General features: G+C 62.6%; 20 protein-coding genes. 8 read left to right on the forward strand and 12 right to left on the reverse strand.

From position 1 onward, the window contains the following. Positions 1-75 precede the first annotated feature (75 nt). The gene (locus tag ACIQUI_RS00480) at positions 76-1617 is read left to right on the forward strand and encodes a phosphoenolpyruvate carboxykinase (RefSeq protein ID WP_403194074.1); all 1542 of its coding nucleotides are present in this window, start codon (positions 76-78) and stop codon (positions 1615-1617) included. A 58-nt stretch (positions 1618-1675) separates the two neighbouring features. On the opposite strand, the gene ACIQUI_RS00485 is transcribed toward ACIQUI_RS00480, so the two are convergent. Together ACIQUI_RS00485 and ACIQUI_RS00490 are read right to left on the reverse strand one after the other, a co-directional pair. Next, positions 1676-1948: a type II toxin-antitoxin system RelE/ParE family toxin gene (locus ACIQUI_RS00485; protein WP_403194077.1), complete on the reverse strand. Its 273-nt coding sequence runs from the start codon at positions 1946-1948 to the stop codon at positions 1676-1678. Then, positions 1948-2391 (reverse strand): hypothetical protein, encoded by a 444-nt coding sequence (locus ACIQUI_RS00490; protein WP_403194080.1) that lies wholly within the window; start codon positions 2389-2391, stop codon positions 1948-1950. Before ACIQUI_RS00490 ends, ACIQUI_RS00485 begins: the two co-directional genes overlap by 1 nt. 125 nt (positions 2392-2516) lie before the next feature. On the opposite strand from ACIQUI_RS00490, the gene ACIQUI_RS00495 reads away from it, so the two are divergent. Beyond that, complete coding sequence (locus tag ACIQUI_RS00495; RefSeq protein WP_403194083.1) at positions 2517-2957, forward strand: acyl-CoA thioesterase; 441 nt, start codon at positions 2517-2519, stop codon at positions 2955-2957. A gap of 55 nt (positions 2958-3012) precedes the next feature. Here the strand turns inward: ACIQUI_RS00495 and ACIQUI_RS00500 are convergent, their stop codons facing one another. The 3 genes from ACIQUI_RS00500 to fdhD all read right to left on the reverse strand — a co-directional run bounded on the left by ACIQUI_RS00500 (position 3013) and on the right by fdhD (position 6990). Then, the gene (locus ACIQUI_RS00500; RefSeq protein WP_403194086.1) at positions 3013-3492 is read right to left on the reverse strand and encodes a glycine zipper domain-containing protein; all 480 of its coding nucleotides are present in this window, start codon (positions 3490-3492) and stop codon (positions 3013-3015) included. A gap of 316 nt (positions 3493-3808) precedes the next feature. Beyond that, a complete protein-coding gene (locus tag ACIQUI_RS00505) occupies positions 3809-6154 on the reverse strand; it encodes an FdhF/YdeP family oxidoreductase (RefSeq protein ID WP_403194088.1) in 2346 nt (781 codons plus the stop codon). A gap of 5 nt (positions 6155-6159) precedes the next feature. After that, a complete protein-coding gene (gene fdhD, locus ACIQUI_RS00510) occupies positions 6160-6990 on the reverse strand; it encodes a formate dehydrogenase accessory sulfurtransferase FdhD (RefSeq protein ID WP_403194091.1) in 831 nt (276 codons plus the stop codon). A gap of 177 nt (positions 6991-7167) precedes the next feature. On the opposite strand from fdhD, the gene lysM reads away from it, so the two are divergent. Further along, complete coding sequence (gene lysM, locus ACIQUI_RS00515; protein ID WP_403194094.1) at positions 7168-7608, forward strand: peptidoglycan-binding protein LysM; 441 nt, start codon at positions 7168-7170, stop codon at positions 7606-7608. Positions 7609-7720: 112 nt separating this feature from the next. On the opposite strand, the gene yrfG is transcribed toward lysM, so the two are convergent. Continuing rightward, a complete protein-coding gene (gene yrfG / locus ACIQUI_RS00520) occupies positions 7721-8383 on the reverse strand; it encodes a GMP/IMP nucleotidase (RefSeq protein WP_403194099.1) in 663 nt (220 codons plus the stop codon). Between the two features lie 64 nt (positions 8384-8447). On the opposite strand from yrfG, the gene nudE reads away from it, so the two are divergent. Next, positions 8448-9014, forward strand: a complete 567-nt coding sequence (gene nudE, locus ACIQUI_RS00525; protein ID WP_391128453.1) for an ADP compounds hydrolase NudE — start codon at positions 8448-8450, stop codon at positions 9012-9014. Next, entirely contained in the window at positions 9011-9829 is an 819-nt protein-coding gene (gene cysQ / locus ACIQUI_RS00530) for a 3'(2'),5'-bisphosphate nucleotidase CysQ (RefSeq protein WP_403194102.1), read from the forward strand. Before nudE ends, cysQ begins: the two co-directional genes overlap by 4 nt. A 124-nt stretch (positions 9830-9953) precedes the next feature. Here cysQ and ACIQUI_RS00535 read toward each other — a convergent pair whose 3' ends face one another. From ACIQUI_RS00535 to rfbC, 4 genes are read right to left on the reverse strand one after another with little or no spacing between them, the layout of a single operon-like run. Then, positions 9954-10409 carry a YiiD C-terminal domain-containing protein gene (locus ACIQUI_RS00535; protein ID WP_403194104.1) on the reverse strand — a complete coding sequence of 152 codons (456 nt, stop codon included), beginning with the start codon at positions 10407-10409 and terminating at the stop codon, positions 9954-9956. Beyond that, complete coding sequence (locus tag ACIQUI_RS00540; protein WP_403194105.1) at positions 10409-11815, reverse strand: sigma-54-dependent transcriptional regulator; 1407 nt, start codon at positions 11813-11815, stop codon at positions 10409-10411. Before ACIQUI_RS00540 ends, ACIQUI_RS00535 begins: the two co-directional genes overlap by 1 nt. After that, positions 11812-13626, reverse strand: coding sequence for an ATP-binding protein (locus ACIQUI_RS00545; RefSeq protein WP_403194108.1), 1815 nt, complete (start codon positions 13624-13626; stop codon positions 11812-11814). Before ACIQUI_RS00545 ends, ACIQUI_RS00540 begins: the two co-directional genes overlap by 4 nt. A 42-nt stretch (positions 13627-13668) precedes the next feature. Then, positions 13669-14214, reverse strand: coding sequence for a dTDP-4-dehydrorhamnose 3,5-epimerase (gene rfbC, locus ACIQUI_RS00550; RefSeq protein ID WP_403194110.1), 546 nt, complete (start codon positions 14212-14214; stop codon positions 13669-13671). Between the two features lie 278 nt (positions 14215-14492). On the opposite strand from rfbC, the gene aguA reads away from it, so the two are divergent. Beyond that, positions 14493-15599, forward strand: a complete 1107-nt coding sequence (gene aguA, locus ACIQUI_RS00555; protein WP_403194113.1) for an agmatine deiminase — start codon at positions 14493-14495, stop codon at positions 15597-15599. A gap of 196 nt (positions 15600-15795) precedes the next feature. After that, the gene (locus ACIQUI_RS00560; protein WP_026034717.1) at positions 15796-15993 is read left to right on the forward strand and encodes a hypothetical protein; all 198 of its coding nucleotides are present in this window, start codon (positions 15796-15798) and stop codon (positions 15991-15993) included. A gap of 132 nt (positions 15994-16125) precedes the next feature. Here ACIQUI_RS00560 and ACIQUI_RS00565 read toward each other — a convergent pair whose 3' ends face one another. Further along, the gene (locus ACIQUI_RS00565) at positions 16126-18195 is read right to left on the reverse strand and encodes a TonB-dependent receptor (protein WP_403194116.1); all 2070 of its coding nucleotides are present in this window, start codon (positions 18193-18195) and stop codon (positions 16126-16128) included. Positions 18196-18669: 474 nt separating this feature from the next. Here ACIQUI_RS00565 and ACIQUI_RS00570 point away from each other — a divergent pair, with 474 nt between their 5' ends. After that, entirely contained in the window at positions 18670-19989 is a 1320-nt protein-coding gene (locus tag ACIQUI_RS00570; protein ID WP_403194118.1) for an OprD family porin, read from the forward strand. 55 nt (positions 19990-20044) lie between these two features. On the opposite strand, the gene ACIQUI_RS00575 is transcribed toward ACIQUI_RS00570, so the two are convergent. Beyond that, positions 20045-21715 carry an FMN-binding glutamate synthase family protein gene (locus ACIQUI_RS00575; protein ID WP_403194121.1) on the reverse strand — a complete coding sequence of 557 codons (1671 nt, stop codon included), beginning with the start codon at positions 21713-21715 and terminating at the stop codon, positions 20045-20047. Positions 21716-21935 lie beyond the last annotated feature (220 nt).

The following is a 21935-nucleotide window of genomic DNA, read 5'->3' on the forward strand; positions in this document are numbered from 1 at the left end:
TTTCGCTGTAGTAGTTTTTTCAAGACAACTACAAAACGTTTGGAGCACTCGGCCTCGGGCCGGATGGGGTATCTCATGACGCAAGCCAACAACACCGTGTACACCGACCTGAGCGTCGATGAGCTGGTAAAAGAAGCGCTGCAACGCGGTGAAGGCGTACTAGCCGATACTGGCGCACTGGTCGTAGAGACCGGTCACCGTACTGGCCGTTCGCCGGCTGACCGTTTCATCGTCGAAGAACCTTCCACCCAGGACGCGATTTCCTGGGGCCCGATCAACCGCAAGTTCCCGGCCGACAAGTTCGATGCCCTGTGGGACCGCGTCGAGGCGTTCAACAACGCCCAGGATCACTTCGTTTCCTACGTTCACGTAGGGGCGGCCGCCGACCACTACCTGCCGGTGAAGATGACCACCCAGACTGCCTGGCAGAACCTGTTCGGTCGTTGCCTGTTCATCAACCCGGAGCAGTTCAACCCGGCTGGCCGTGGCGAGTGGCAGATTCTCAACGTTGCCAACTTCGTGTGCGAGCCTGAGCGTGACGGCACCAACTCCGATGGTTGCGTGATCATCAACTTCGCCGCCAAGAAAGTGCTGATCGCAGGCATGCGTTACGCTGGCGAAATGAAAAAAGCCATGTTCTCGGTACAGAACTTCCTGCTGCCGGCTGCCGACGTACTGCCAATGCACTGCGCGGCCAACATCGGCGAAGAAGGCGATGTAACCCTGTTCTTCGGCCTGTCCGGCACTGGCAAGACCACCTTGTCGGCCGACGAAAGCCGTTACCTGATCGGTGACGACGAGCACGGTTGGGGCGAAGGTGTTGTCTTCAACATGGAAGGCGGTTGCTACGCCAAGTGCATCGACCTGTCCGAGAAGAACGAGCCGGTCATCTGGAAAGCCATCAAGCACGGCGCAGTGCTGGAAAACGTCGTTCTCGACGCCAACAAGCACGCCGACTACACCGATGTCAGCCTGACCCAGAACAGCCGTGCGGCCTACCCGCTGGAGCACGTTGCCAAGCGTTCCGAAGCGAACCTGGGCGGCGAGCCTAACGCAGTCATCTTCCTGACCTGCGACCTGACGGGTGTTCTGCCTCCGGTGTCGATCCTGAACAACGAGCAGGCGGCCTACCACTTCCTGTCCGGCTACACCGCGCTGGTCGGTTCTACCGAAATGGGTTCGGGCGGCGGCATCAAGTCGACCTTCTCCACCTGCTTCGGCGCACCGTTCTTCCCGCGCCCGGCTGGCGAGTACGCGGAGCTGCTGATCAAGCGCATCAACGGTTTCAACTCCAAGGTTTACCTGGTCAACACCGGCTGGACCGGCGGTGGCTACGGCGTTGGCAAGCGCTTCAGCATCCCGACTACCCGTGCCGTGATCGCTGCGATCCAGAGCGGCGCGCTGGTCGGTGCCGAAACCGAGCACCTGGACATCATCAACCTGGACGTGCCAAAAGCCGTTCCGGGCGTTGAAACCGAGCTGCTCAACCCGCGCACCAACTGGGCTGACAAAGCTGCCTACGACGAGGCCGCCAAAGGCCTGGCCAAGCTGTTCATCGAAAACTTCAAGAAGTTCGAAGTTTCCGACGCCATCAAGGCTGCTGGCCCACAGCTGTAAGCTGAGCCGGCCGCAACAGGAAAGCCGCCCTCATGGGCGGCTTTTTTGTATCTGGTGTTCAAGGCCATTGCTGGCGGGCGTGCAGAATGCGGATGATCTCGACACGGTTATCTACGACGCGGTAGATCATCACATAATTGGGCCTGACTACGATTTCCCTGGTTCCTGGGTATCTACCCACTTTGTAGAGGGCCGGATTCTGTGCTGCGCGCCTGGCTTTGTCCCCGAAGGTTTCGTCCAGCTCGATTGCCGCTGCAGGGTTTTCCTGAGCGATATGATTCATGATGCGCATGCGGTCTTCGAGCGCCATCTGGCGCCACGTCAGCCGCATCAACGTATCTTGGTAGCCAGCGTGGCACGACGAGCAGCAAACAGTCGTTCGGCCTCCTCATCGTCCACTACTGGCGCTGTGTCTTCCAGGCTCGCGGTAATCTGCCCTTGGAACCAAGCCTCATAGGCAGCTGCTTCATGAGCCCGCTTCAATGCGTGGGCGCGGTCAGGACGATGGTAAGTACTCATCTGCCCAGGGTCGAAAGTGGATGCATCGACCTGGAAATGGTCGATTCCCAGATCCAGCAGGTAAGCCACCAGGGTCTCAAGCTTCTTGAAAAGCCTGACGTTACCGCTGCGCTGGGCGGTGAGTACATGTTCCTGCTGGTTGATATCTACCTGAACCGCCCAGCCCCCTGGCTGACCGACGATGTGTGTAGCGTTGATGCGCCCTGATTCCGCCATACGGCTCAGGTTGGCATGGTCGAGATGATGAGTTGGCATGGGTGTATTTCTCGGGTTCATCGGGACTGACCATGCTATGCAATCTATAGTTGATTGCGACTATAGGCCTTCCGAACTTGTTGTGGGAAGCTTCCTTATCGATTGCAACCAATTGTGGATAACTCATGACTGAATCCCCTCAGCGCACTACCTTCTCCCACTTCCACCCCATCCTCACCCGCCCTTCGGACAACGACGTCAACGGCCATATCGCGGGTGCCACGGTGCATGGTTTTTTCGAAACCGCTATTCATGCCTTCCTGGTGGAACAGGCAGAGGTTGACCTGCGTGACGGCCCGCTTGCGGCTTTCGTGGTCAGTTCGGCTGCGGATTTTTACGCGTTGCCGGGGTTCCCCGATGTGCTCGAAGTAGGGTTGGGGGTAACGCGCCTGGCGGGCAGCACGGTGGAGTACCGCCTGGCGCTGTTTCGCCCGGGCGAGCAGGAAGCGTGCGCGGCAGGTGGGGTGGTGCAGGTGTTCATCGAGCGCGCCAGTGGCCGGCCAGTTACACTGCCAGAGGCGCTGCAGGTGATCCTGTCTGGCCTGGTAGTGGCGCAACAGGCATAAAAAAGCCCCGCTTGCAGGGGCGGGGCTTTTATTGCCGGGGCAGAGGCCTCAGGCATTAGTGGCGCCAGTGGCGCTTGTGCTTGCGGTGGCCGTAATGGTGGCCACGGTCGTAGTGGCGACGGTCGTCGTAGCCACGACGGTAGCGACGGTCGTCATGGCGCTCGTCTTCGTCGGCCTTGTTGCCCATGTAGTTACCCAGCGCACCACCGGCACCACCGCCGGCTGCTGCACCGATATAGCTACCGGTGGTGCCGCCCACCGAGCGGCCGACCACGTTACCGCCTGCAGCGCCCAGCGCACCGCCAATTGCGGCCTCCCCGCGCTGGCGCTTGTCGGCGCCCAAGGCACCGCCGGCCGCGCCGCCCAGGCCGGCACCAATGGCGCCGCCAGTGCTACCACCGATGGAGTTGCCCACTACCGAGCCCAGTACCCCACCCAATGCGCCGCCAATGCCGGCCTCGGTGGTGCCGCCTGCCATGGCCACGCCGCTGAGCAAGCTGAAAGACAACAACAGAATCGAGGAGTACTTCTTCATCAACAGAGCCTCATAGGGATGACGAGGCGAATTTGAGGCTAAGCAGCGTGGCTGGCAAACGAAATCCGACGAGTAACACGAGTTGTACACAATTCTCTAAGTTACTGTATTTACTGTGAAACTTAATCGATTTTGGGCTGTCTGAGACCTTTATGACAAAGCCCTGAACCGTTGCGGAACAGGGCTTTTTTCGTTTTTGCGCTGAGGCTGCCGGCCTCTTCGCGGGCATGCCCGCTCCCACAGGTACGGCACAGGATTTGAACCTTGCACGGTCCCTGTGGGAGCGGGCAAGCCCGCGAAAAGCCCAACACAATTCCTACAGAATACGCCCGTCGTCCCGCGCCCGCTCCAGCTTGATGGCAATGAACTTGGATGTCGGCGTGTGGCTGCCATCACCGATGCTCTCCAGCGGCACCAGCGGGTTCACTTCAGGGTAGTAAGCCGCGGCCTGGCCTGCCGGAATATCGAACGCCAGCAGCGTGAAACCGTGCACCCGGCGTACATGCTCATCGCCCCACAACGAAACGATGTCCACCTTCTGCCCCGGCTGGAAGCCCAGGCGGATGATGTCGGCTTCGTTGGCGAACAGCACCTCGCGCTGGCCGCGCACGCCGCGGTAGCGGTCATCCAGGCCGTAGATGGTGGTGTTGTACTGATCATGCGAGCGCATCGACTGCATGATGAGGTCTGGCAGTTGGCCGCTGGCGCGCACACGTTCATCCAGCAAGGTATCCGGCAGCAGGTTGGCCTTGAAGTTGGCGCGGCCGGTAGCGGTCTTCCATTCGCGGCTGGCGGCGCTGTTGCCCAGGTAGAAACCGCCCGGGTGCTGCAAGCGCTGGTTGAAACCGCTGAAGCCGGCAATGGTGTCGCCAATCAGGTCGCGAATGCGGTCGTAGTCGGCCACCAGCCAGTGCCAGTCCACCGGTTGCTTGCCCAGGGTGGCAGCAGCGATACCGGCCACTACTGCCGGTTCGGAGCGCATCTGCCTCGACAGTGGCTTAAGCTGGCCGTTGGATGCATGCACCATGCTGAACGAGTCTTCCACCGTTACGGCTTGTGGCCCGTCAGCTTGCAGGTCGATATCGGTGCGGCCCAGGCACGGCAGGATCAGCGCCTGCTTGCCATGCACCAGGTGGCTGCGGTTGAGCTTGGTGCTGATGTGCACGGTCAGCTCGCAGTTGCGCAGCGCCTGGGCGGTACGCTCGGTGTCTGGTGTGGCTTGGGCGAAGTTGCCGCCCAGGCCGATGAATACCTTGGACCGGCCATCGAGCATGGCGTGGATCGCTTCGACAGTGTTGTGGCCGTTGTGCCGCGGCACGGGGAAGCCAAAGCGTTTCTCGATGGCATCCAGCAAGGCTACCGGTGGGCGCTCGTTGATGCCCATGGTGCGGTCACCCTGCACGTTGCTGTGCCCACGCACTGGGCACAGGCCGGCGCCTGGCGCGCCGATATTGCCGCGTAGCATCTGCAGGTTGACGATTTCCTGGATGGTCGGCACCGAGTGGCGATGCTGGGTGATGCCCATCGCCCAGCACATGATTACCCGCTTGCCGCGGCAATACATGCGCGCGGCCAGTTCGATATCAGCCAGCGCCAGGCCGGATTGGGCCTGGATATGTTCCCACGGCGTGGCATCCACCACTGCCAGGTATTCGTCGACGCCATGCCCATGTTCGGCGATGAACGCGTGGTCGAACACGGCCGGTTCGCCGTTGGCCTGGGCCTCGCGTTCCCACTGCAGGACGAACTTGGCCATGCCGCGCAGCATTGCCATGTCGCCGCCCAGGGCCGGGCGGAAGAATGCAGTGTTGGTCGGCCGGTCACTGTTGGTCAGCATCTCCAGCGGGTTTTGCGGGTGCTGGAAGCGTTCCAGGCCCCGCTCCTTCAGCGGGTTGATGCACACCACCTGGGCGCCTCGCTTCACCGCATCGCGCAGCGGGTCGAGCATGCGTGGGTGGTTGGTGCCGGGGTTCTGGCCCCAGACGAAAATCGCGTCGGCATGCTCGAAGTCGTCAAAGGTGACGGTGCCTTTGCCGACCCCGACGCTTTGCCCCAGCGCCACGCCACTGGCCTCGTGGCACATGTTCGAGCAGTCGGGGAAGTTGTTGGTGCCGTAGGCGCGCACGAACAGCTGATACAGGTATGCGGCTTCGTTGCTGGCCCGCCCTGAGGTATAGAACTCGGCCTGGTCAGGCGTGGCCAGTTTGTTCAGCTCGCGACCGATCAGGGCGAAGGCGGCGTCCCAGCTGATCGGCTGATAGCGGTCGTTGGCCGCGTCGTAGACCATCGGCTCGGTCAGGCGCCCCTGGTACTCCAGCCAGTAATCGCTCTGTTGCAGCAGCGCGGTGACGCTGTAGCGGGCGAAAAAGGCCGCATCGACACGGCGCTTGGTGGCTTCCCAGTTCACCGCCTTGGCGCCGTTCTCGCAGAACTTGACCATGCCGCTTTCCGGCGAGTCACCCCAGGCACAGCCGGGGCAGTCGAAGCCGCCGTTCTGGTTGGTCTTGAGCAGGGCGCGAATGTTCTTCAGCGCGTTGTCGCTACCGACCCAGGCCTTGGCCACGCTGCGCAGCGCGCCCCAACCACCGGCTGGGCCGTGGTAGGGCTTGTAGCGAGGGGTGGAGGCTGGTGCGTTGTCTGGAAGGTGCTGGTACGAGGTCACGGCTGTTAAGACTCCGCCGCTGGGCTATAGACCCGCGGTGCGCTGTGCTTGGGCAAGTGGATGAGGTTGAGGTTGTGCTTGCGCGCCCATTGCAGGGCGAGGCCGGTGGGTGCCGACAGGCTGACCAGGGTCTGGATGCCGGCACGCAGTACTTTCTGGATCAGTTCCAGGCTGCAGCGGCTGGTAACGATGGCCAGGCCTCCGGCGCTGTCGATACCTTGGCGCAGCAGGGCGCCGATCAGCTTGTCGAGGGCGTTGTGCCGGCCAATGTCTTCGCGGCCGAGCAGCAACTGGCCATGGCGGTCCATGAACAGCGCCGCATGCACGGCCCCGCAATGCTGGCCCAGCGGCTGGAAGGCATCGATGCGCTCGCGCAGGCCGACCAGCCATTGCGCCGGTGGCAGCGGGGCGCCCGGCAGCTCGGCCAGCTCCGGCAGGGCCTGCTCCAGCGCTTCGACCCCGCACAGGCCGCACCCACTGGTACCGGCCAGTTGGCGGCGCTGGTTTTTCAGGTTCCAGAAAGCGCGGCTGGAAATTTCCAGGTCTGCATACATCGCCGAGCCGCTGCCGGAGAGCTTGAGGTCATAGATTTCGGCCGTGCCTTCGACAATGCCACTGCCGACGCTGAAACCGACGGCGAAGTCTTCGAGGTCGGTGGGGCTCACCAGCATCACTGCCTGGTTGAGGCCGTTGTAGGCAATGGCCAAGGCCACTTCCTCGGCCAGCGGCGTGCTGTCGCGTTGGCCATCGCTGAGCTGGACGTAATCGTAGGTGTTGCTGGCGGCGGGCATGGACAAGGGCGATGAGGCCGCGCAGACCGGAGGTTTGCTGTTCATCGGGGGCGCTGGATACCGGCGGCTTTCTGATAGCACAAGCCTAGGCTCGCGGGCCGGCGGCGTCTAATCGCTAGGGTCTATGCCTTGATAGACCGCGTCGATTGGTCGCACAGGGGCAGGAGGGGAAAAGCTGGCCTAGACTGCTGTGTCCGAGGTTTCGTCAACAAGGAGAGCGCTATGAGCTTGTTCAGTTTTGTGAAGGAAGCGGGCGAGAAGTTGATCGACCTGCTGACCCCCGGTAATGCCAATGCCGAAGAGCAGTTGAAGAAGCACGTGGAAAGTGTCGGCCTAGGTAACCCGAATATCTCCGCCACTGTAGAGGGTGACAAGATCATCCTCAAGGGCGAGGTGGCCAGCCAGGAAGAGAAGGAGAAGATCATTTTGGCGGCGGGTAACATCAACGGTGTGGCGAGTGTCGAGGACCAGATCACCGTGACCGGGCCGGTGGTGGCGGCGGCAAGGTTCGTTACCGTGAAGAAGGGCGACACCCTGTCGGCCATCTCTTTGGTGGTTTACAAGGATGCCAACCAGTTCAACAAGATCTTCGAGGCCAACAAACCGATGCTCAAGCACCCGGACAAGATCTATCCGGGGCAGGTGCTGCGTATTCCTGAGTAATCTCTGCTGCCAGTGCCGGCCCATTCGCGGATAAACCCGCTCCCACAGGATCACCTACAGGCCTGAACTGTGCGCGATCCCTGTGGGAGCGGGTTTACCCGCGAAAGGGCCCTTACAGGCCAACCAACAAATCCCGGTAATCCTCGACCGCCGCAAATTCCTCAGTATCCCGCGGGCCGGCCTGGCTATCCGGCTGGCGCACCGCCAACAGATGCCCCACACCAAATCGCCGCGCACTGCGCAGTATCGCCAGGGTGTCATCGATAAACAGGCTGCGCCCCGGCTCAAAGCCGATATCCGCCTGCAAGGCATCCCAGAACTGCGGGCTTTCCTTGGGGTAGCCATAGTCGTGCGAGCTGATCAGCCGTTCGAAATACGGCGCCAGCTCTACCCGCTCCAGCTTCAACGACAGCGAATCACGATGCGCGTTGGTAATCATCACCACCCGTTTGCCCGCCTTGCGGATTGCCGCCAGAAAGGTATCGGCATCCGGCCGCAGGGCTATCAGGTCGGCGATTTCCTGCTTCAGCTCGCGGATTGGCAGGCGTAACTCGCGGCTCCAGAAGTCCAGGCAATACCAGTTCAGTGTGCCGGCATTGCGCTCGAACAACGGCTGCAGCTCCATTTCCGCCATGGCCCGGCTTACCCCGTGCAGCTCGGCATAGCGCTGGGGCAGGTGCTCCAGCCAGAAGCGGTTGTCGTAATGCAGGTCAAGCAGGGTGCCGTCCATGTCCAGCAGGACGGTATCGATGGCAGACCAGGGAAGAACAGGCATGGGAAACTCTCGTTCAGTCGGCAAGCCACGGTATAGTAACCCGTTCACGCCAAGGAGCCGCCCCATGCGCCAGAAACCCACCGTCCTCAGTCGCGAAATCGTCGCCAGCAGCCGCCTGTTTCGCGTCGAAGCCGTGCAATTGCGCTTCAGCAATGGCAATGAGCGTACCTACGAGCGCCTGGTGGGCCGGGGTAACGGCTACGGTGCGGTGATGATTGTGGCCATGCTCGACGCCGAGCACGCTGTGCTGGTGGAGGAATACTGCGGCGGCACCGATGAGTACGAGCTGTCGTTGCCCAAAGGCCTGATCGAGCCGGGCGAGGATGTGCTGGCGGCGGCTGACCGGGAGCTCAAGGAAGAAGCCGGTTTTGGCGCACGTCAGCTGGAGCACCTGACCGAGCTGTCGCTGTCGCCGGGCTACATGAGCCAGAAGATCCAGGTGGTGCTGGCCAGCGACCTGTACGAAGAACGCCTGGAAGGCGATGAGCCAGAGCCGATGGGGGTCGACAAGGTCAACCTGCGCGAGCTGTCGGCATTGGCCATGCACCCGCAGTTCACCGAGGGGCGCGCCCTGGCGGCGCTGTACCTGGCGCGTGACCTGCTGATCCAGCGGGGGCTGCTGGAGCTATGAGCGACCTGCAACTGATGCATGAAGTGGTGAAGCTGGCGCTGACGGCGGGCAAGGCGATCCTGCCGTTCTGGCGTGCCGATGTGGCTGTCACCAACAAGGCTGACGATTCGCCGGTTACCGCCGCTGATCTGGCTGCGCACCGGGTAATTGCCGATGGCCTGCTGGCGCTGGCCCCGCACATTCCGGTGTTGTCCGAAGAGGACTGCAACATTGCGCTGGCCGAGCGTCAGGGCTGGAGCCGCTGGTGGCTGGTGGACCCGCTGGACGGTACCAAGGATTTTATCGCTGGCAGTGAGGAGTTCACGGTCAACATTGCCCTGGTTGAAAACGGCGAAGTGGTGTTTGGCGTGGTGTCCATGCCGACCAACGGGCGCTGTTACTTCGGCGGGCGCGGCTTCGGGGCCTGGCGAGCAGAGGCCGATGAGGCAGCCCAGCCGATCCAGGTACGCAATGCGCCACCGGTGGGCGAGCGGTTCACGGTAGTCGCCAGCCGGCGGCATTCCAGCCCGAAGCAGGAGGCGCTGTTGGCCGGGCTGGGGGCTGCGGTGGGCGAACTGGAGCTGGCCAATATTGGCAGTTCGCTGAAGTTCTGCCTGTTGGCTGAGGGCAGTGCCGATTGCTATCCGCGCCTGGCGCCGACTTCGCAGTGGGACACTGCTGCGGCGCAGGGGGTGGTGGAAGGGGCTGGTGGCGAGGTGATCGGGCTGGACGGCTTGCCGTTCCGGTACCCGGCGCGGGAGTCGTTGCTCAACCCGTATTTCCTGGCATTGCCGGCCAATGCTGCCTGGCGCCAGGCCTTCCTGAAACTGATCTGACAGGCGTCACAGTACTCTGTGGGAGCGGGCGAGCCCGCGAACACCGGCGGAGCCGGTGCCATACACCGCGTTGCTTGCTTCGCGGGCGCGCCCGCTCCCACAGGGATCGCGATAGCCTTCGGTATCAGCGGTGCAGCACGTACTGGCCGCTGAAGGTGACGGCAGGCTCGTCACTTGCGGCATTGCTCACCGTGGTTGCCAACGTCAACCGCGCCCGCCCGCGGCGTTGGTACATCGTCACGAACCGCTCCCAGGTTTTCTCATCCGGCGCCGCGCAGCGCGCCACTGCGGCGCCGGTAACCGGCAACGGGTAACTGATCTGCCCCTCCTGGATGACGATATGCCCGTCGTCTATCCCCAGCTCACGCAGGCGCAGGTGCAGCCAGCCCCAGCCCACCAGCACGGCTGCGCAGTACAGGCTGCCGCCGAACATGGTGCTCTTGTGGTTGACGTTGGCTGCCAGCGGCAGTTGCAGGCGCAGGGTGTGCTGCTGCCAATCGAGCACTTCCAGGCCCATTTCGCGGGTCAGTGGGATGTCGCTGTGCAGTACGCACTGCAAGTACTGGCTATCGGTGCTCATCAACGGTTGTCCTCGTTGTCGTCGTGCCCGCCACTGCCGCCTTCGAAGCTCAAGCTGTGCTTGCGCAGCTTGTCGTGCAGGGTTTTGCGGGGGATGCCCAGCGCCTCGGCCAGGCTGCGCATGGAGCTGTGTGGCTGGGCCAGTTCGGCAGCGATCAGTGAGCGCTCGAACTGCTCGACCTGCTCGCTGAGGTTGCCGCTCAGTACCGGTGCCGCGGCCACTGCCGTCGGGGGCGCCTGGCCATCCAGGGCCAGTTCCAGGCCAAGGGCAAAGCGCTCGGCAGCATTTTGCAGTTCGCGTACGTTGCCCGGCCAGTCATGGCGCAGCAGCACGGCGCGCTGGGCCGGTTGCAGGGTGTGGGGGGGCAAGCCATGGCGCTGGCTGGCGGCGTCGGTAAAGTGCTGGAACAGCACCAATATGTCATCGCCCCGTTCGCGCAGTGGCGGAATGCGCAGCGGTGCCACGTTCAGGCGGTAATACAGGTCGGCACGGAAGCGCCCCTGGTCGGCGGACTGGCGCAGGTCTTCCTTGGTCGCAGCAATAATGCGTATATCCAGCGGGATCAGCTGGTTGCCACCCAGTCGCTCGACTACTCGCTCCTGCAGCATGCGCAGCAGCTTCACCTGCACATCCAGGCTCATGCTCTCGATTTCATCGAGGAACAGCGTGCCGCCATTGGCAAATTCGAACTTGCCGATGCGGCGTTTCTGGGCGCCGGTGAACGCACCGGGCTCATGGCCAAACAGTTCGCTCTCGACCACCGACTCGGCCAGCGCGCCCGCGTTGATCGCCACGAACGGCCCATCGCGACGGCTGGACAGATCGTGCAGTGCTCGGGCCACTACCTCCTTACCGGCGCCCGTTTCACCCAGGATCAGCACATCGGCGCGGGTACCGGCCAACGCCCCGATCTGCTCGCGCAGGCGCTGCATGGACGGCGAATGTCCCACTAGGCGGGTGGCCAGTTGCTGGCGGTCGCTCAGCGCCAGGCGCAAGCTGCGGTTGTCGAGCACCAGGCGGCGCAGGGCCAGGGCACGGCGCACGCTGTCGAGCAGGGCGTCGGTGGCGAACGGTTTTTCCAAAAAGTCATAAGCCCCGGCACGCATCGCCTGCACCGCCAGCGGTACATCGCCATGGCCGGTGATCAGCAGCACCGGCAGCTCGCTGTCGCGGGCATGCAGTTGTTCCAGCAGCTGCAACCCGTCGATACCGGGCATGCGGATGTCGCTGACCACCACGCCAGGCCAGTCGGCCTCGATGCGCTCGGCCAGGCCTTGGGCGTCGGCCAGGGCGACCACCTTGAGCCCGGCCAGGTCTAGGGTCTGGCTCAGCGCCTGGCGCAGGTGCGGGTCATCGTCTACCAGGATGACCTGGGCTTGGCTGTCGATCAGTGTCTCGGTGGTCATGCCGAGAGGTCCTCCGAATTGGGCAACGTAGCGCCAGGTGCGGCCACACGCAGTTGCAGGGTCAGCAGCGCGCCACCTTCCGGGTGGTTGGCCAGCAGCAATTCGCCGCCCAGGGCCCGCATCAGGCTTTCACAGATGGCCAGGCCCAGGCCCAGGCCTTGGGTGCGGGTCTTGGTGGTGAAGAACGGCTCCTTGGCGTGCTCCAGGGCCTGGCGGCTGAAGCCGGGGCCGTTGTCGCGGATGTACAGGTAGACGCAGTCATCGCGCCGCTCGGCACTTAACCACAGGCGGCGCGGGTTGGCTTTTTCGGTGAGGGCGTCGAGGGCATTGGCCAGCAGGTTGCCCAGCACCTGGCGCAGGCGGGTTTCACCTGCTTGTACCCACAAAGTGGCTTCTGGCAGGTCGCGGATCAGCTCCACGGCCATCGCTCGGCGGCGCTTGGCCAGCAGCGCCAGGGCATCGTCCAGGGCCGGCTGCAGGGCCACGCTTTCCGGGGCATGCCGGTCGCGGCGGGCGAAGGCGCGCAAGTGAGCGATGATCGAGGCCATGCGCCCGGTCAGTTCGCCGATCAGCTTGAGGTTGCCGCGGGCGTCTTCCGTGCGTTGGTGGTCGAGCAGGATTTCGGCGTTTTCCGCATAGCTGCGGATGGCTGCCAGCGGCTGGTTGAGCTCGTGGCTGATGCTGGCCGACATGGTGCCGAGTACCGACAGTTTGCCGGCCTGCACCAGTTCGTCCTGGGCACGCACGGCCTCCTGCTGGGCATTCTCGCGTTCCAGCACGGCATTCTTCAGCCGGGTATTCAGGCCTTCAAGGTCGGCGGTACGCTGGGCCACGCGCTTTTCCAGCTCCTGGCGGCCGCGGGCCTCGAAGTCGATACGGTCGATGTAGTGGCGCCGCCGCTGCATCACCAGGCCGGCCAGCAGCATCAGCACCAGCAAGGTACCGGCGCCGATGGCCATCACCGTTTGCACTGAACGGTCGACCAGCATGCGCGGGGCGAGGATGCTGACTTGCCAGCCGGTTTCCTTGATGTCGCGGGTCTGGGTGAGCCAGGCGTCCGGGTTGAGCACCAGTGGCTGCGGCGCTTGAGTCGGGTAGGGCTGGATGGCGATGATGGCTTGGCGCTCGGCTTCGGTCAGCGTACGGGTAGCCCGGAAGCGCCAGTCGGGCCGCGAGGTGAGGATGACCACACCATTGTGATCGGTCAGCAGCAGCTGCTCGGGGGTACGACCCCAGAGCGTTTCCGTGTGGTCGAGGTCGACCTTTACCACCAGCACGCCGACAACCCGCTCGCGGTCGCGCACGGCTGCGGCAAAGAAGTAGCCGCGCTTGGCCGAGGTGGTGCCCTGGCCGAAGAAGCGGCCCAGGTGGCCAGCCATGGCTTCGTTGAAGTAGGGACGGAAGGCGAAGTTGCGGCCGACGAAGCTGTCGTGCTTGTCCCAGTTGGAGGCGGCCAGGGTGTTGCCGCTGATGTCCATCAGGTACATCACCTCGGCGCCGGTCTGCTGCACGATGTCCTTGAGCAGGCGGTTGGCGTTGGTCACCGCTTCAAGGCGGAACGGGTCGGCCAGCACGCCACGTAGCGCCGGCAGGTCGCCGAGGATCTGTGGCAAGGTTTCGTAGCGGTGCAGGGTGCCGAGCAGGTTGGCGACGTACAGGTCGAGGGTCTGGCGGTTTTGCGAGGCCAGCTCATCCTGGTAGTAGCGCTCGGCCAGGTGGTGCAGGGGCCACAGTAACGGGGCCAGGCACAGGGCCAGCAAGGCCAGGCTGCGCCAGCGGGGACGGCGTGGGGGCGTGGGTTTTGCAATCATCGCGTAAATGCGCCAGAAAAGTCTGACGCAATTATGCGCTAGTTACGGCAGCAGTTCCGACTCTGACAGTGGCAGGCCGACCTTGTCCTTGTCCGACAGCAGCGGTGGCTGCTGCAGCCCCCAGTCAATCGCCAATTGCGGGTCGTCCCAGCGAATGCAGCGATCGGCGCACGGGTTGTAGTAGTCGGTGGTCTTGTAGAGGAACTCGGCCGAGTCGCTCATCACGGCAAAACCATGGGCGAAGCCTGGGGGAATCCACAGTTGGCGACGGTTGTCGGCCGACAGGTGCACCGCGACCCATTGGCCGAAGGTTGGCGAGCTTTTGCGTACATCCACGGCGATATCACGGATTTCCCCGTGCACCACGCGCACCAGCTTGCCCTGGGTGTTCTGCACCTGGAAATGCAGCCCGCGCAGCACGCCCTTGATGGAGCGGGAGTGGTTGTCCTGGACGAACTCGGTTTGCACGCCGGTTTGCCGGGCGAACTCGCGCGCGTTGAATGCCTCGAAGAAAAAGCCACGGCTGTCGCCGAAAACCTTTGGCTCGATGATCAGTACTTCAGGGATTTCGGTAGGGATGATGTTCATGGTGGCTCGCTGGCCCATTGCCTAAGTATTGACCCTAGTCGGCCCCGCGGGAATTTTCCGCTGGGAGCTGTAACAGGATGCATAAGGTATGGCTATGGTAGACGTCAGGCTATCATCGGCACCAGACAGGGGCAGCCGTTGGCGGATTGTTATCGATTAAAAATAGGATAATTGCCCCATTGGTTCCGACTTATGGACTTTAAATACAGATATATATCGGTTATAAATTGGCAAACGCCCCAGCGCACTCCGGCTCAGGGCCATCACAGAGGTCACCCATGAAAACCCTCAATTCCACGCCCCGTGCCGATGGTTTCCACATGCCCGCCGAGTGGGCCCCGCAAACCCAGGTATGGATGGTCTGGCCGGAGCGCCCGGACAACTGGCGCCTGGGCGGCAAGCCGGCGCAGGCTGCCCACGTCACCCTGGCCAAAGCCATTGCCCGCTTCGAACCCGTGACCGTTGCGGCCTCCGCCGGCCAGTACGAAAACGCCCGTCGCCAACTCGACCAGCCGAACATTCGTGTGGTTGAAATCAGCAACGATGACGCCTGGGTGCGCGATACCGGCCCGACCTTCGTCATCAACGACCAGGGTGAAGTGCGTGGCGTGGACTGGGGCTTCAATGCCTGGGGCGGCTTCGATGGCGGCCTGTACGCCCCCTGGAACCGCGACGAGGAGCTGGCAGCCAAGGTACTGGAAATGGAGCGCTGCCAGCGCTACCACACCGAAGGCTTCGTGCTGGAGGGCGGCTCGATCCACGTGGACGGCGAAGGCACCGTGATCACCACCGAGGAATGCCTGCTCAACCGCAATCGCAACCCACACCTGAGCCGCGAGCAGATTGAAGCCGTGCTGCGCGATCAGCTGGCGGTCGACACTGTGGTGTGGCTGCCCGATGGCCTGTACAACGACGAAACCGACGGCCATGTCGACAACTTCTGCTGTTACGTGCGCCCGGGTGAAGTGTTACTGGCCTGGACCGATGATTCCAACGACCCCAACTATGCGCGTTGCCATGCGGCCATGGAGGTGTTGAAGAACACCCGCGACGCCAAGGGTCGTGAGTTCATCGTGCATAAAATGCCGATCCCGGGGCCGCTGTTTGCCACTGCAGAAGAGTGTGCCGGCGTCGATCAGGTGGCTGGTAGCCAGGAGCGTGACCCGTCGGTGCGCCTGGCCGGTTCGTACGTGAACTTCCTTATCGTCAACGGCGGCATCATTGCGCCAAGCTTCGATGACCCGGCAGATGCCGAAGCCAGAGCGATCCTGGCGAAGATCTTCCCCGACCACGAGGTGGTGATGATCCCTGGCCGTGAACTGTTGCTGGGTGGTGGCAACATCCACTGCCTGACCCAGCAGCAGCCGGCGCCGGTCAAGCGCTGAACGCGTACCGGATGAAGAAGGCCCGTCATGTGACGGGCCTTTTTTTTTCGGGCGATGGCCGGAGGCTGGGGTGGCATACGTTTTGTATTGTTTTTCAGGCAGTTAGCTAAACAGATAGCTCGGCCAGGCCGTGCTCTCGGATCTGTAACAATACTTACGTAAATTTGCCGCTCACGGGCCAGGAGTACGTGTAGAAATGAACGCAGCAAGTGAGTCGGCATTGCGCCCATCGGCAGTGAATCACCAATCGCTCAAGGTTGTGGCGAAGTGGTTGAAACACCATGGAAGCATCAGGGTCAGGACGACCGACCCACGACGTCTGCTTGCCGGGCGCTACCCCCAAGGGCTGATCAGCGAAGCAGAAATGCAGGCGCTGATGGCGGTGTGGCACTGATTGATCATTTAAACCTGTACCGGCCTCTTCGCGGGCATGCCCGCTCCCACAGGTGTTTCACAGGTTTCGAGGCATGTGGTGATCCTGTGGGAGCGGGCGCGCCCGCGAAAGGGCCGGTGCAGTCAACAAAAATCAGAAGCTGTAGCTACCCGTCACCACCAGGCTACGCGGGTCGCCTACCATGATCTGCGCTGCACTGGTCGCTGAACTGTAATAGGTCTTGTCGGCAATGTTGCTCAACGCCGCCCGCACATCCCAGTCATGGGTGCGGTACCCCGCCAACGCATCCCAACGGCCATAGCCCGGCAACACCGTGGTGTTCTGGTTGTCCGCGTAACGCTCACCCACCAGCGTCAGGCCGGTTTCGGCATACCAGCCCAGCTCCGGCTTCCAGGTTACGAACAGGCTGCCATTGCGCTTGGCCACATCGTTGATGCGGTTGCCTTCCTGGCCGTTGTTGTCCTTGACGATAATCGCATCCTGCAGGCCGATGCCGCCGCGTACATACCAGTTGCCAACGATGTTACCGGTGGCGGTCAGCTCAATCCCGCGCGAACGTTGCAAGCCGCTGAGCAGGATGATGTTCGGGTCGACCGGGTCGCGCGTGCGGCGGTTGTACAGCTCCAGCTCGTAGATGGCGAGGGTGGTGGTCAGGCGCTGGTCGAGCCAGTCGCTTTTCACCCCGATTTCCTTTTGCCGGGTCTGTTCCGGGTCGGTTTTATTGCTGTTGCCCGGTGCGCCCGGGGTAATGCCGATCAGGCCACCGCCCACCGGCGAGAAGGTCTTGCTCCACGAGGCGTAGAACGAATGGTCGCGCCATGGGGTGTAGACCACGCCCAGACGTGGGCTGGTGCTGTTGCTGTCCTGCTTTTCGCGCACGCCTTCTTTGTTGGTGGTTTCCACTTCAAACTGGTCGAAGCGCACGCCGGCGAGAATCTGCCATTGATCGTTGAGGCGGATCTGGTCCTGCAGATAAACGCCGCGGCTGTCGACCACGGTGTGGTTGTTGCTCGATACCGCCAACGTACCAGTGTGCGGCCGGCTGGGCTTGCCCAGGCCTGACAGGCTCTGGCTACCGGCGCTGTACAGCACCGGGTCACGCTTCTGGTTGGCGAACTCCAGGCCCACCAGCAGCTTGTGCTCAAGGCCCAGTGTGTCGAAGTCGCCCTCGGCCTCCAGGTTGTTGGACAGGTTGCGGGTGTTCAGGTCTTGCTGCCAGCGCTGGCGGGTCAAGGTGTTGGTGCCGGCGTTGTAGCCCGTGACATAGGTGTTGTCGAACTCGCTGTCGAGCTTGAACAGGCCCAAGGTGTGGCGCAGTTGCCAGGTTTCATTCAGCTGGTAGTTCAGGCGCGAGCGCAGGGACTGTGCGCGGTCATCGATGTAGTCGCGCTGGTCGCCATAGGTGGTGCTGCGGCTGACGTCGGCCGGGCGGCCGTTGGCCCCGGGTATGCCACGGTCTGGCGTGCGGTTGTAGCGGCTGTATTCGTACTGCACCAGCCAGTTCAGGTCAGGGTTGATCTGCCAGCTGACCGACGGGGCGAACAACTGCCGGCTGCCGTCGATGCCGTCGCGGAAGCTGTTGTTGTCCTGGTTGCCCATGTTCAGGCGCAGGCTGACAGTATCGCTAGGGTCGGCGCTAAGGTCGGCATACAGGCTGCGCAGGTCTTCGCTACCGGCCTGTGCTTCGATGCTTGAACGTCGGCCCTGCTCCGGTGCCTTGCTGACCCGGTTGACGATACCGCCCTGGCTGCCACGGCCATACAGCACCGCAGCAGGCCCCTTCAACACCTCAACCCGCTCGATGTTATGCAGGTCGCGGATGTACTGGCTGTCATCGCGAATGCCGTCCAGGTAGAAGTCGTTGCTGGCCTCGAAACCGCGAATACGCACGCTGTCGAAACGGGTGTCGGCGCCACTGCTGACGTTGGGAATACCCTCCAGCGCCTTGCCCAGCGTGTTGCTGCCGTAGTCCAGTACGTTGGCTGTTTTCACCGTGTCGATGGCCTGCGGCACGTAGCGTACAGGCGTCGAGGTGCGGGTGGCGGTGCTCACCTCCTTTACCCGTGGGTTGTCTTTCTCGCGCTCGCTGTCGGCGGTAACCGACGACTCGGGCAGCGTGGTGGTGGCGGCACTGGCCAGGCTGGCGCTGAACAACAGCGACAGGCCAAGCGTGAGGGGGGAGAGGCGGCAGGGTACAAGCATGGGCACATCCGGACCGGGCAGGTGAAAAAGAGGTGCGAATGGTAATGCTTGCTATTTACTCTTGCTCGGGTATTTGTAAAGGCTTGTCTTTACATATGTGTCTGTTTGTAACAGGCTCCGCCGTCACGCGTTTTCAGGCTTCCGGGAACTTGTCCGTTCGATCAACAGCCATTTCCGACACAAGATAAATTGCCCGCTGATAGCGCAGGCTGGCGTGAAAATGCACCAGACCTGCCCGTGATTTTGGTTATATCAACCTGCATTTCACGAGTTTTTGACATTTGTAATCGCACACGGCTAGGATTCGGCCAACGCCTGCTGGCCATGACCTTGGCCAAGCTGCTGCCAAGGGCCACCGTTTATATACCGGTAGGCCCACCCGGCTGGATCCGCATAGCGTCGAACCTACGAAGGGGCGTTGGTTCCTGGCGTCATATTGCAGAGCGTTTTTGATTAAGAAATAAGGAAAACAACATGTTGAAAACCAGGATCAGCCTGGTCGCCCTGGCGATGATCGCCGCGACCCAGGCACAGGCCAATGACCAGGCCGACAGCAAGGGCTTTATCGAAGACAGCCACGCCAACGTTCTGCTGCGTAACGCGTACATCAACCGCGACAAGAAGCACGGCACCGACGACCAGATCGAATGGGGCCAGGCGTTCATCGGCAACTTCTCCTCCGGTTTCACCCAGGGCACCGTTGGCGTCGGCGTCGATGCATTCGGCCTGTACGCTGTTCGCCTTGATGGCGGCAAAGGCCACAACGGTGGTGGCGGCGTCGACTTCTTCAAGCCGCACGAAACCACCAATGCCGAAGGCAACGCCAGCTCGCCGCACAACCTGGCCCGCGCCGGTGCAGCGGTCAAGTTCCGCATTTCCAACACCGTGCTGAAGTACGGTGACCAGATGCCGGCCCTGCCAGTGCTGCAATACGACGACGCGCGTCTGCTGCCAGAAAGCTTCACCGGTACCCTGATCACTTCCAAAGAGATCCAGGGCCTGGAACTGAACGCCGGTCGCTTCACCCAGGAAGCACGCAAAAGTGCCGAGCGCCGTGACGGTGGTGGCCTGAAGTCGATCAACGTCTTCGGTGGTAGCTACAAGTTCACCGACAACTTCACTGCTTCGCTGTACACCGCCGACAACGAAGACGTGATGAAGAAGCACTACCTGGGCTTGAACTACGTCTTCCCGATCGCCAGCGACCAGTCGCTGACCCTGGACTTCAACGGCTACAAGTCGGACATCGACAAACAGTACGTCCAGGCTGCCGGCCTGAACGGCGACTCCAACACCATCTGGAGCCTGGCTGCCACTTACGCGTACGGTGCGCACTCGTTCACCGTCGCACACCAGCGCAGCACCGGCAGCACCGGTTACAACTACGGCTTCTACCAGAACGCCGGTGGCGTGGGTGACGGTGGTTCGACCATCTACCTGGCCAACTCGTACTGGTCCGACTTCAACGCCGAAGACGAGCGCTCCTGGCAGCTGGGCTACGGTCTGGACTTCGGTGCCTACGGCATCCCGGGCCTGACCTACAAGCTGGCCTACGTGGTGGGTGACAACATCAACACCCGCAACGTCGCCAACCCACAGGGCTTCGGCGAAGGTAAAGAGCGCGAGATCTTCAACCAGATCCGTTACGTGGTGCAGGACGGCCCGGCCAAGGACCTGTCCATCAAGCTGCGTAGCTCGTTCGTGCGTACCAACAACGCCGTGCAGCAGAACGGTTACAACGACGACGGCAACGAAGTCCGCGTATTCGTCGAGTACCCGATCAGCATCTTCTGATCCGCAGATGTTTGCATGAAAGCCTGGGGCCGCAGCGCGGCCCCAGCTCTGATTGTCATGCTGGTTCAGCCTGTCGCAGGCGAACAGCTGATGTCACTGTCTTTACCGTAATGTCCCCAGTCTCCGGCGCAAAGCTGTCACTACGCGCCATCCGCCACATCCGCGCATAAAACTCGCTTTCAATCGAGCCACTGAGCAACTCGCCGGGCTTGAGGAACGTGTGCAAATCCGAAAACAAGCCAATCTCGCTGGGGCTGATACGCCGCGCCAAGTGCTTGGGCTTGAGCTGCGATGGGTGTTCCAGGCCCGCAGCCGCCAGCATTTCGGCCAGCGCATGCAGTGTGTTGCGGTGGAAGCTGGCGACCCGCTCGGCCTTGTCCGGCACCACCAGGGCGCGCTGGCGCAACGGGTCTTGCGTGGCCACGCCGGTCGGGCACTTGTTGGTGTGGCAGCTTTGCGACTGGATGCAGCCAATGGCGAACATGAAGCCGCGTGCCGAGTTCACCCAGTCCGCGCCGATGGCCAATACGCTGGCGATATCGAACGCGCTGACGATCTTGCCGGCAGCACCAATGCGAATGCTGCTGCGCAGGTTCAGGCCGACCAGGGTGTTGTGCACGAACATAAGGCCTTCGCGCATGGGCACGCCCATGTTGTCGCTGAACTCGCGAGGTGCCGCGCCGGTACCCCCTTCCTTGCCATCAACAACAATGAAGTCCGGGGTGATGCCGGTGGCCAGCATGGCCTTGGCGATGCCCATGAACTCCCACGGGTGGCCCAGGCAGAACTTGAAACCCACCGGCTTGCCGCCCGACAGCTCGCGCAGGCTGGCAACGAACTGCAGCAACTCGACTGGCGTGCGGAAGGCGCTGTGTGCCGCGGGTGAGATGCAGTCTTCGCCTACCCGCACGCCACGGGTTTCGGCAATTTCGGCGCTGACCTTGTGCCCCGGCAGAATGCCGCCATGACCAGGCTTGGCACCTTGGCTGAGCTTGATTTCGATCATCTTCACCTGTGGCGAGCGCGCCTGTTCGGCGAAGCGCTGCGGGTCGAACTGGCCGTTTTCGGTGCGGCAGCCGAAGTAGCCGCTGCCGATTTCCCAGATCAGGTCACCGCCATGTTCGCGGTGGTATGGGCTGATGCTGCCTTCGCCGGTGTCATGGGCAAACCGGCCCATGCGCGCCCCACGGTTGAGCGCTGCAATGGCGTTGGCGCTGAGTGCACCAAAGCTCATGGCGGAGATGTTGAAGATCGAGGCCGAGTAGGGCAGGCGGCATTGCGGCCCGCCGATGGCAATGCGAAACGAGGCCGGGTCTGGCGTGGCCACCGGCAACATCGAATGGCTGATGAACTCGAAGCCGGGCTTGTAGGCGTCGTTAAGCGTGCCGAACGCTTTCTCGGCGCTTTCGTTCTTGGCGCGGGCGTACACCAGCGAGCGTTGCGAGCGGGAGAAGGGCAGCTTGTCGTCGTCGCCCTCGATCAGGTACTGGCGGATTTCCGGGCGGATGGTTTCGATCAGGTAGCGAATGTTGCCCAGGATCGGGTAGTTGCGGCGCACGGCGTGGTGGCCCTGGCGCAGGTCATTGAGGCCGACCAGGCTGAGCAATGCAGTGATCAGCGTCAGTGGCCACAGCCAGGCATGCTGGGGCAGTAACGGCAGGCTGGCGAAGGTGAACACGAGGCAGAGTGCGAGGCAGGCATAACGGCTGGGTAGAGAGTGTTTCATGGGTCCATCGCAGGCAGGATGACCGGGCATAGGATAGGCAAAGGCGGGCAGGGGAAAACCTGGGTAATCGGTAAAAGACTGTTACCTGAATGTAAGGTGCTACACATTGCTCAAGGCCGGTGCGGTCCCTGTGGGAGCGGGGGGGGGCGCGGCCCCCCCCCCCCCCCCGGGGCCGGCCCCCCCCCGGCGGGGGGGGGGGGGGCGCCCCCCCCCCCCCCAA

The organism is Pseudomonas sp. NPDC090592, from assembly GCF_044769185.1.
GTDB lineage: Bacteria > Pseudomonadota > Gammaproteobacteria > Pseudomonadales > Pseudomonadaceae > Aquipseudomonas.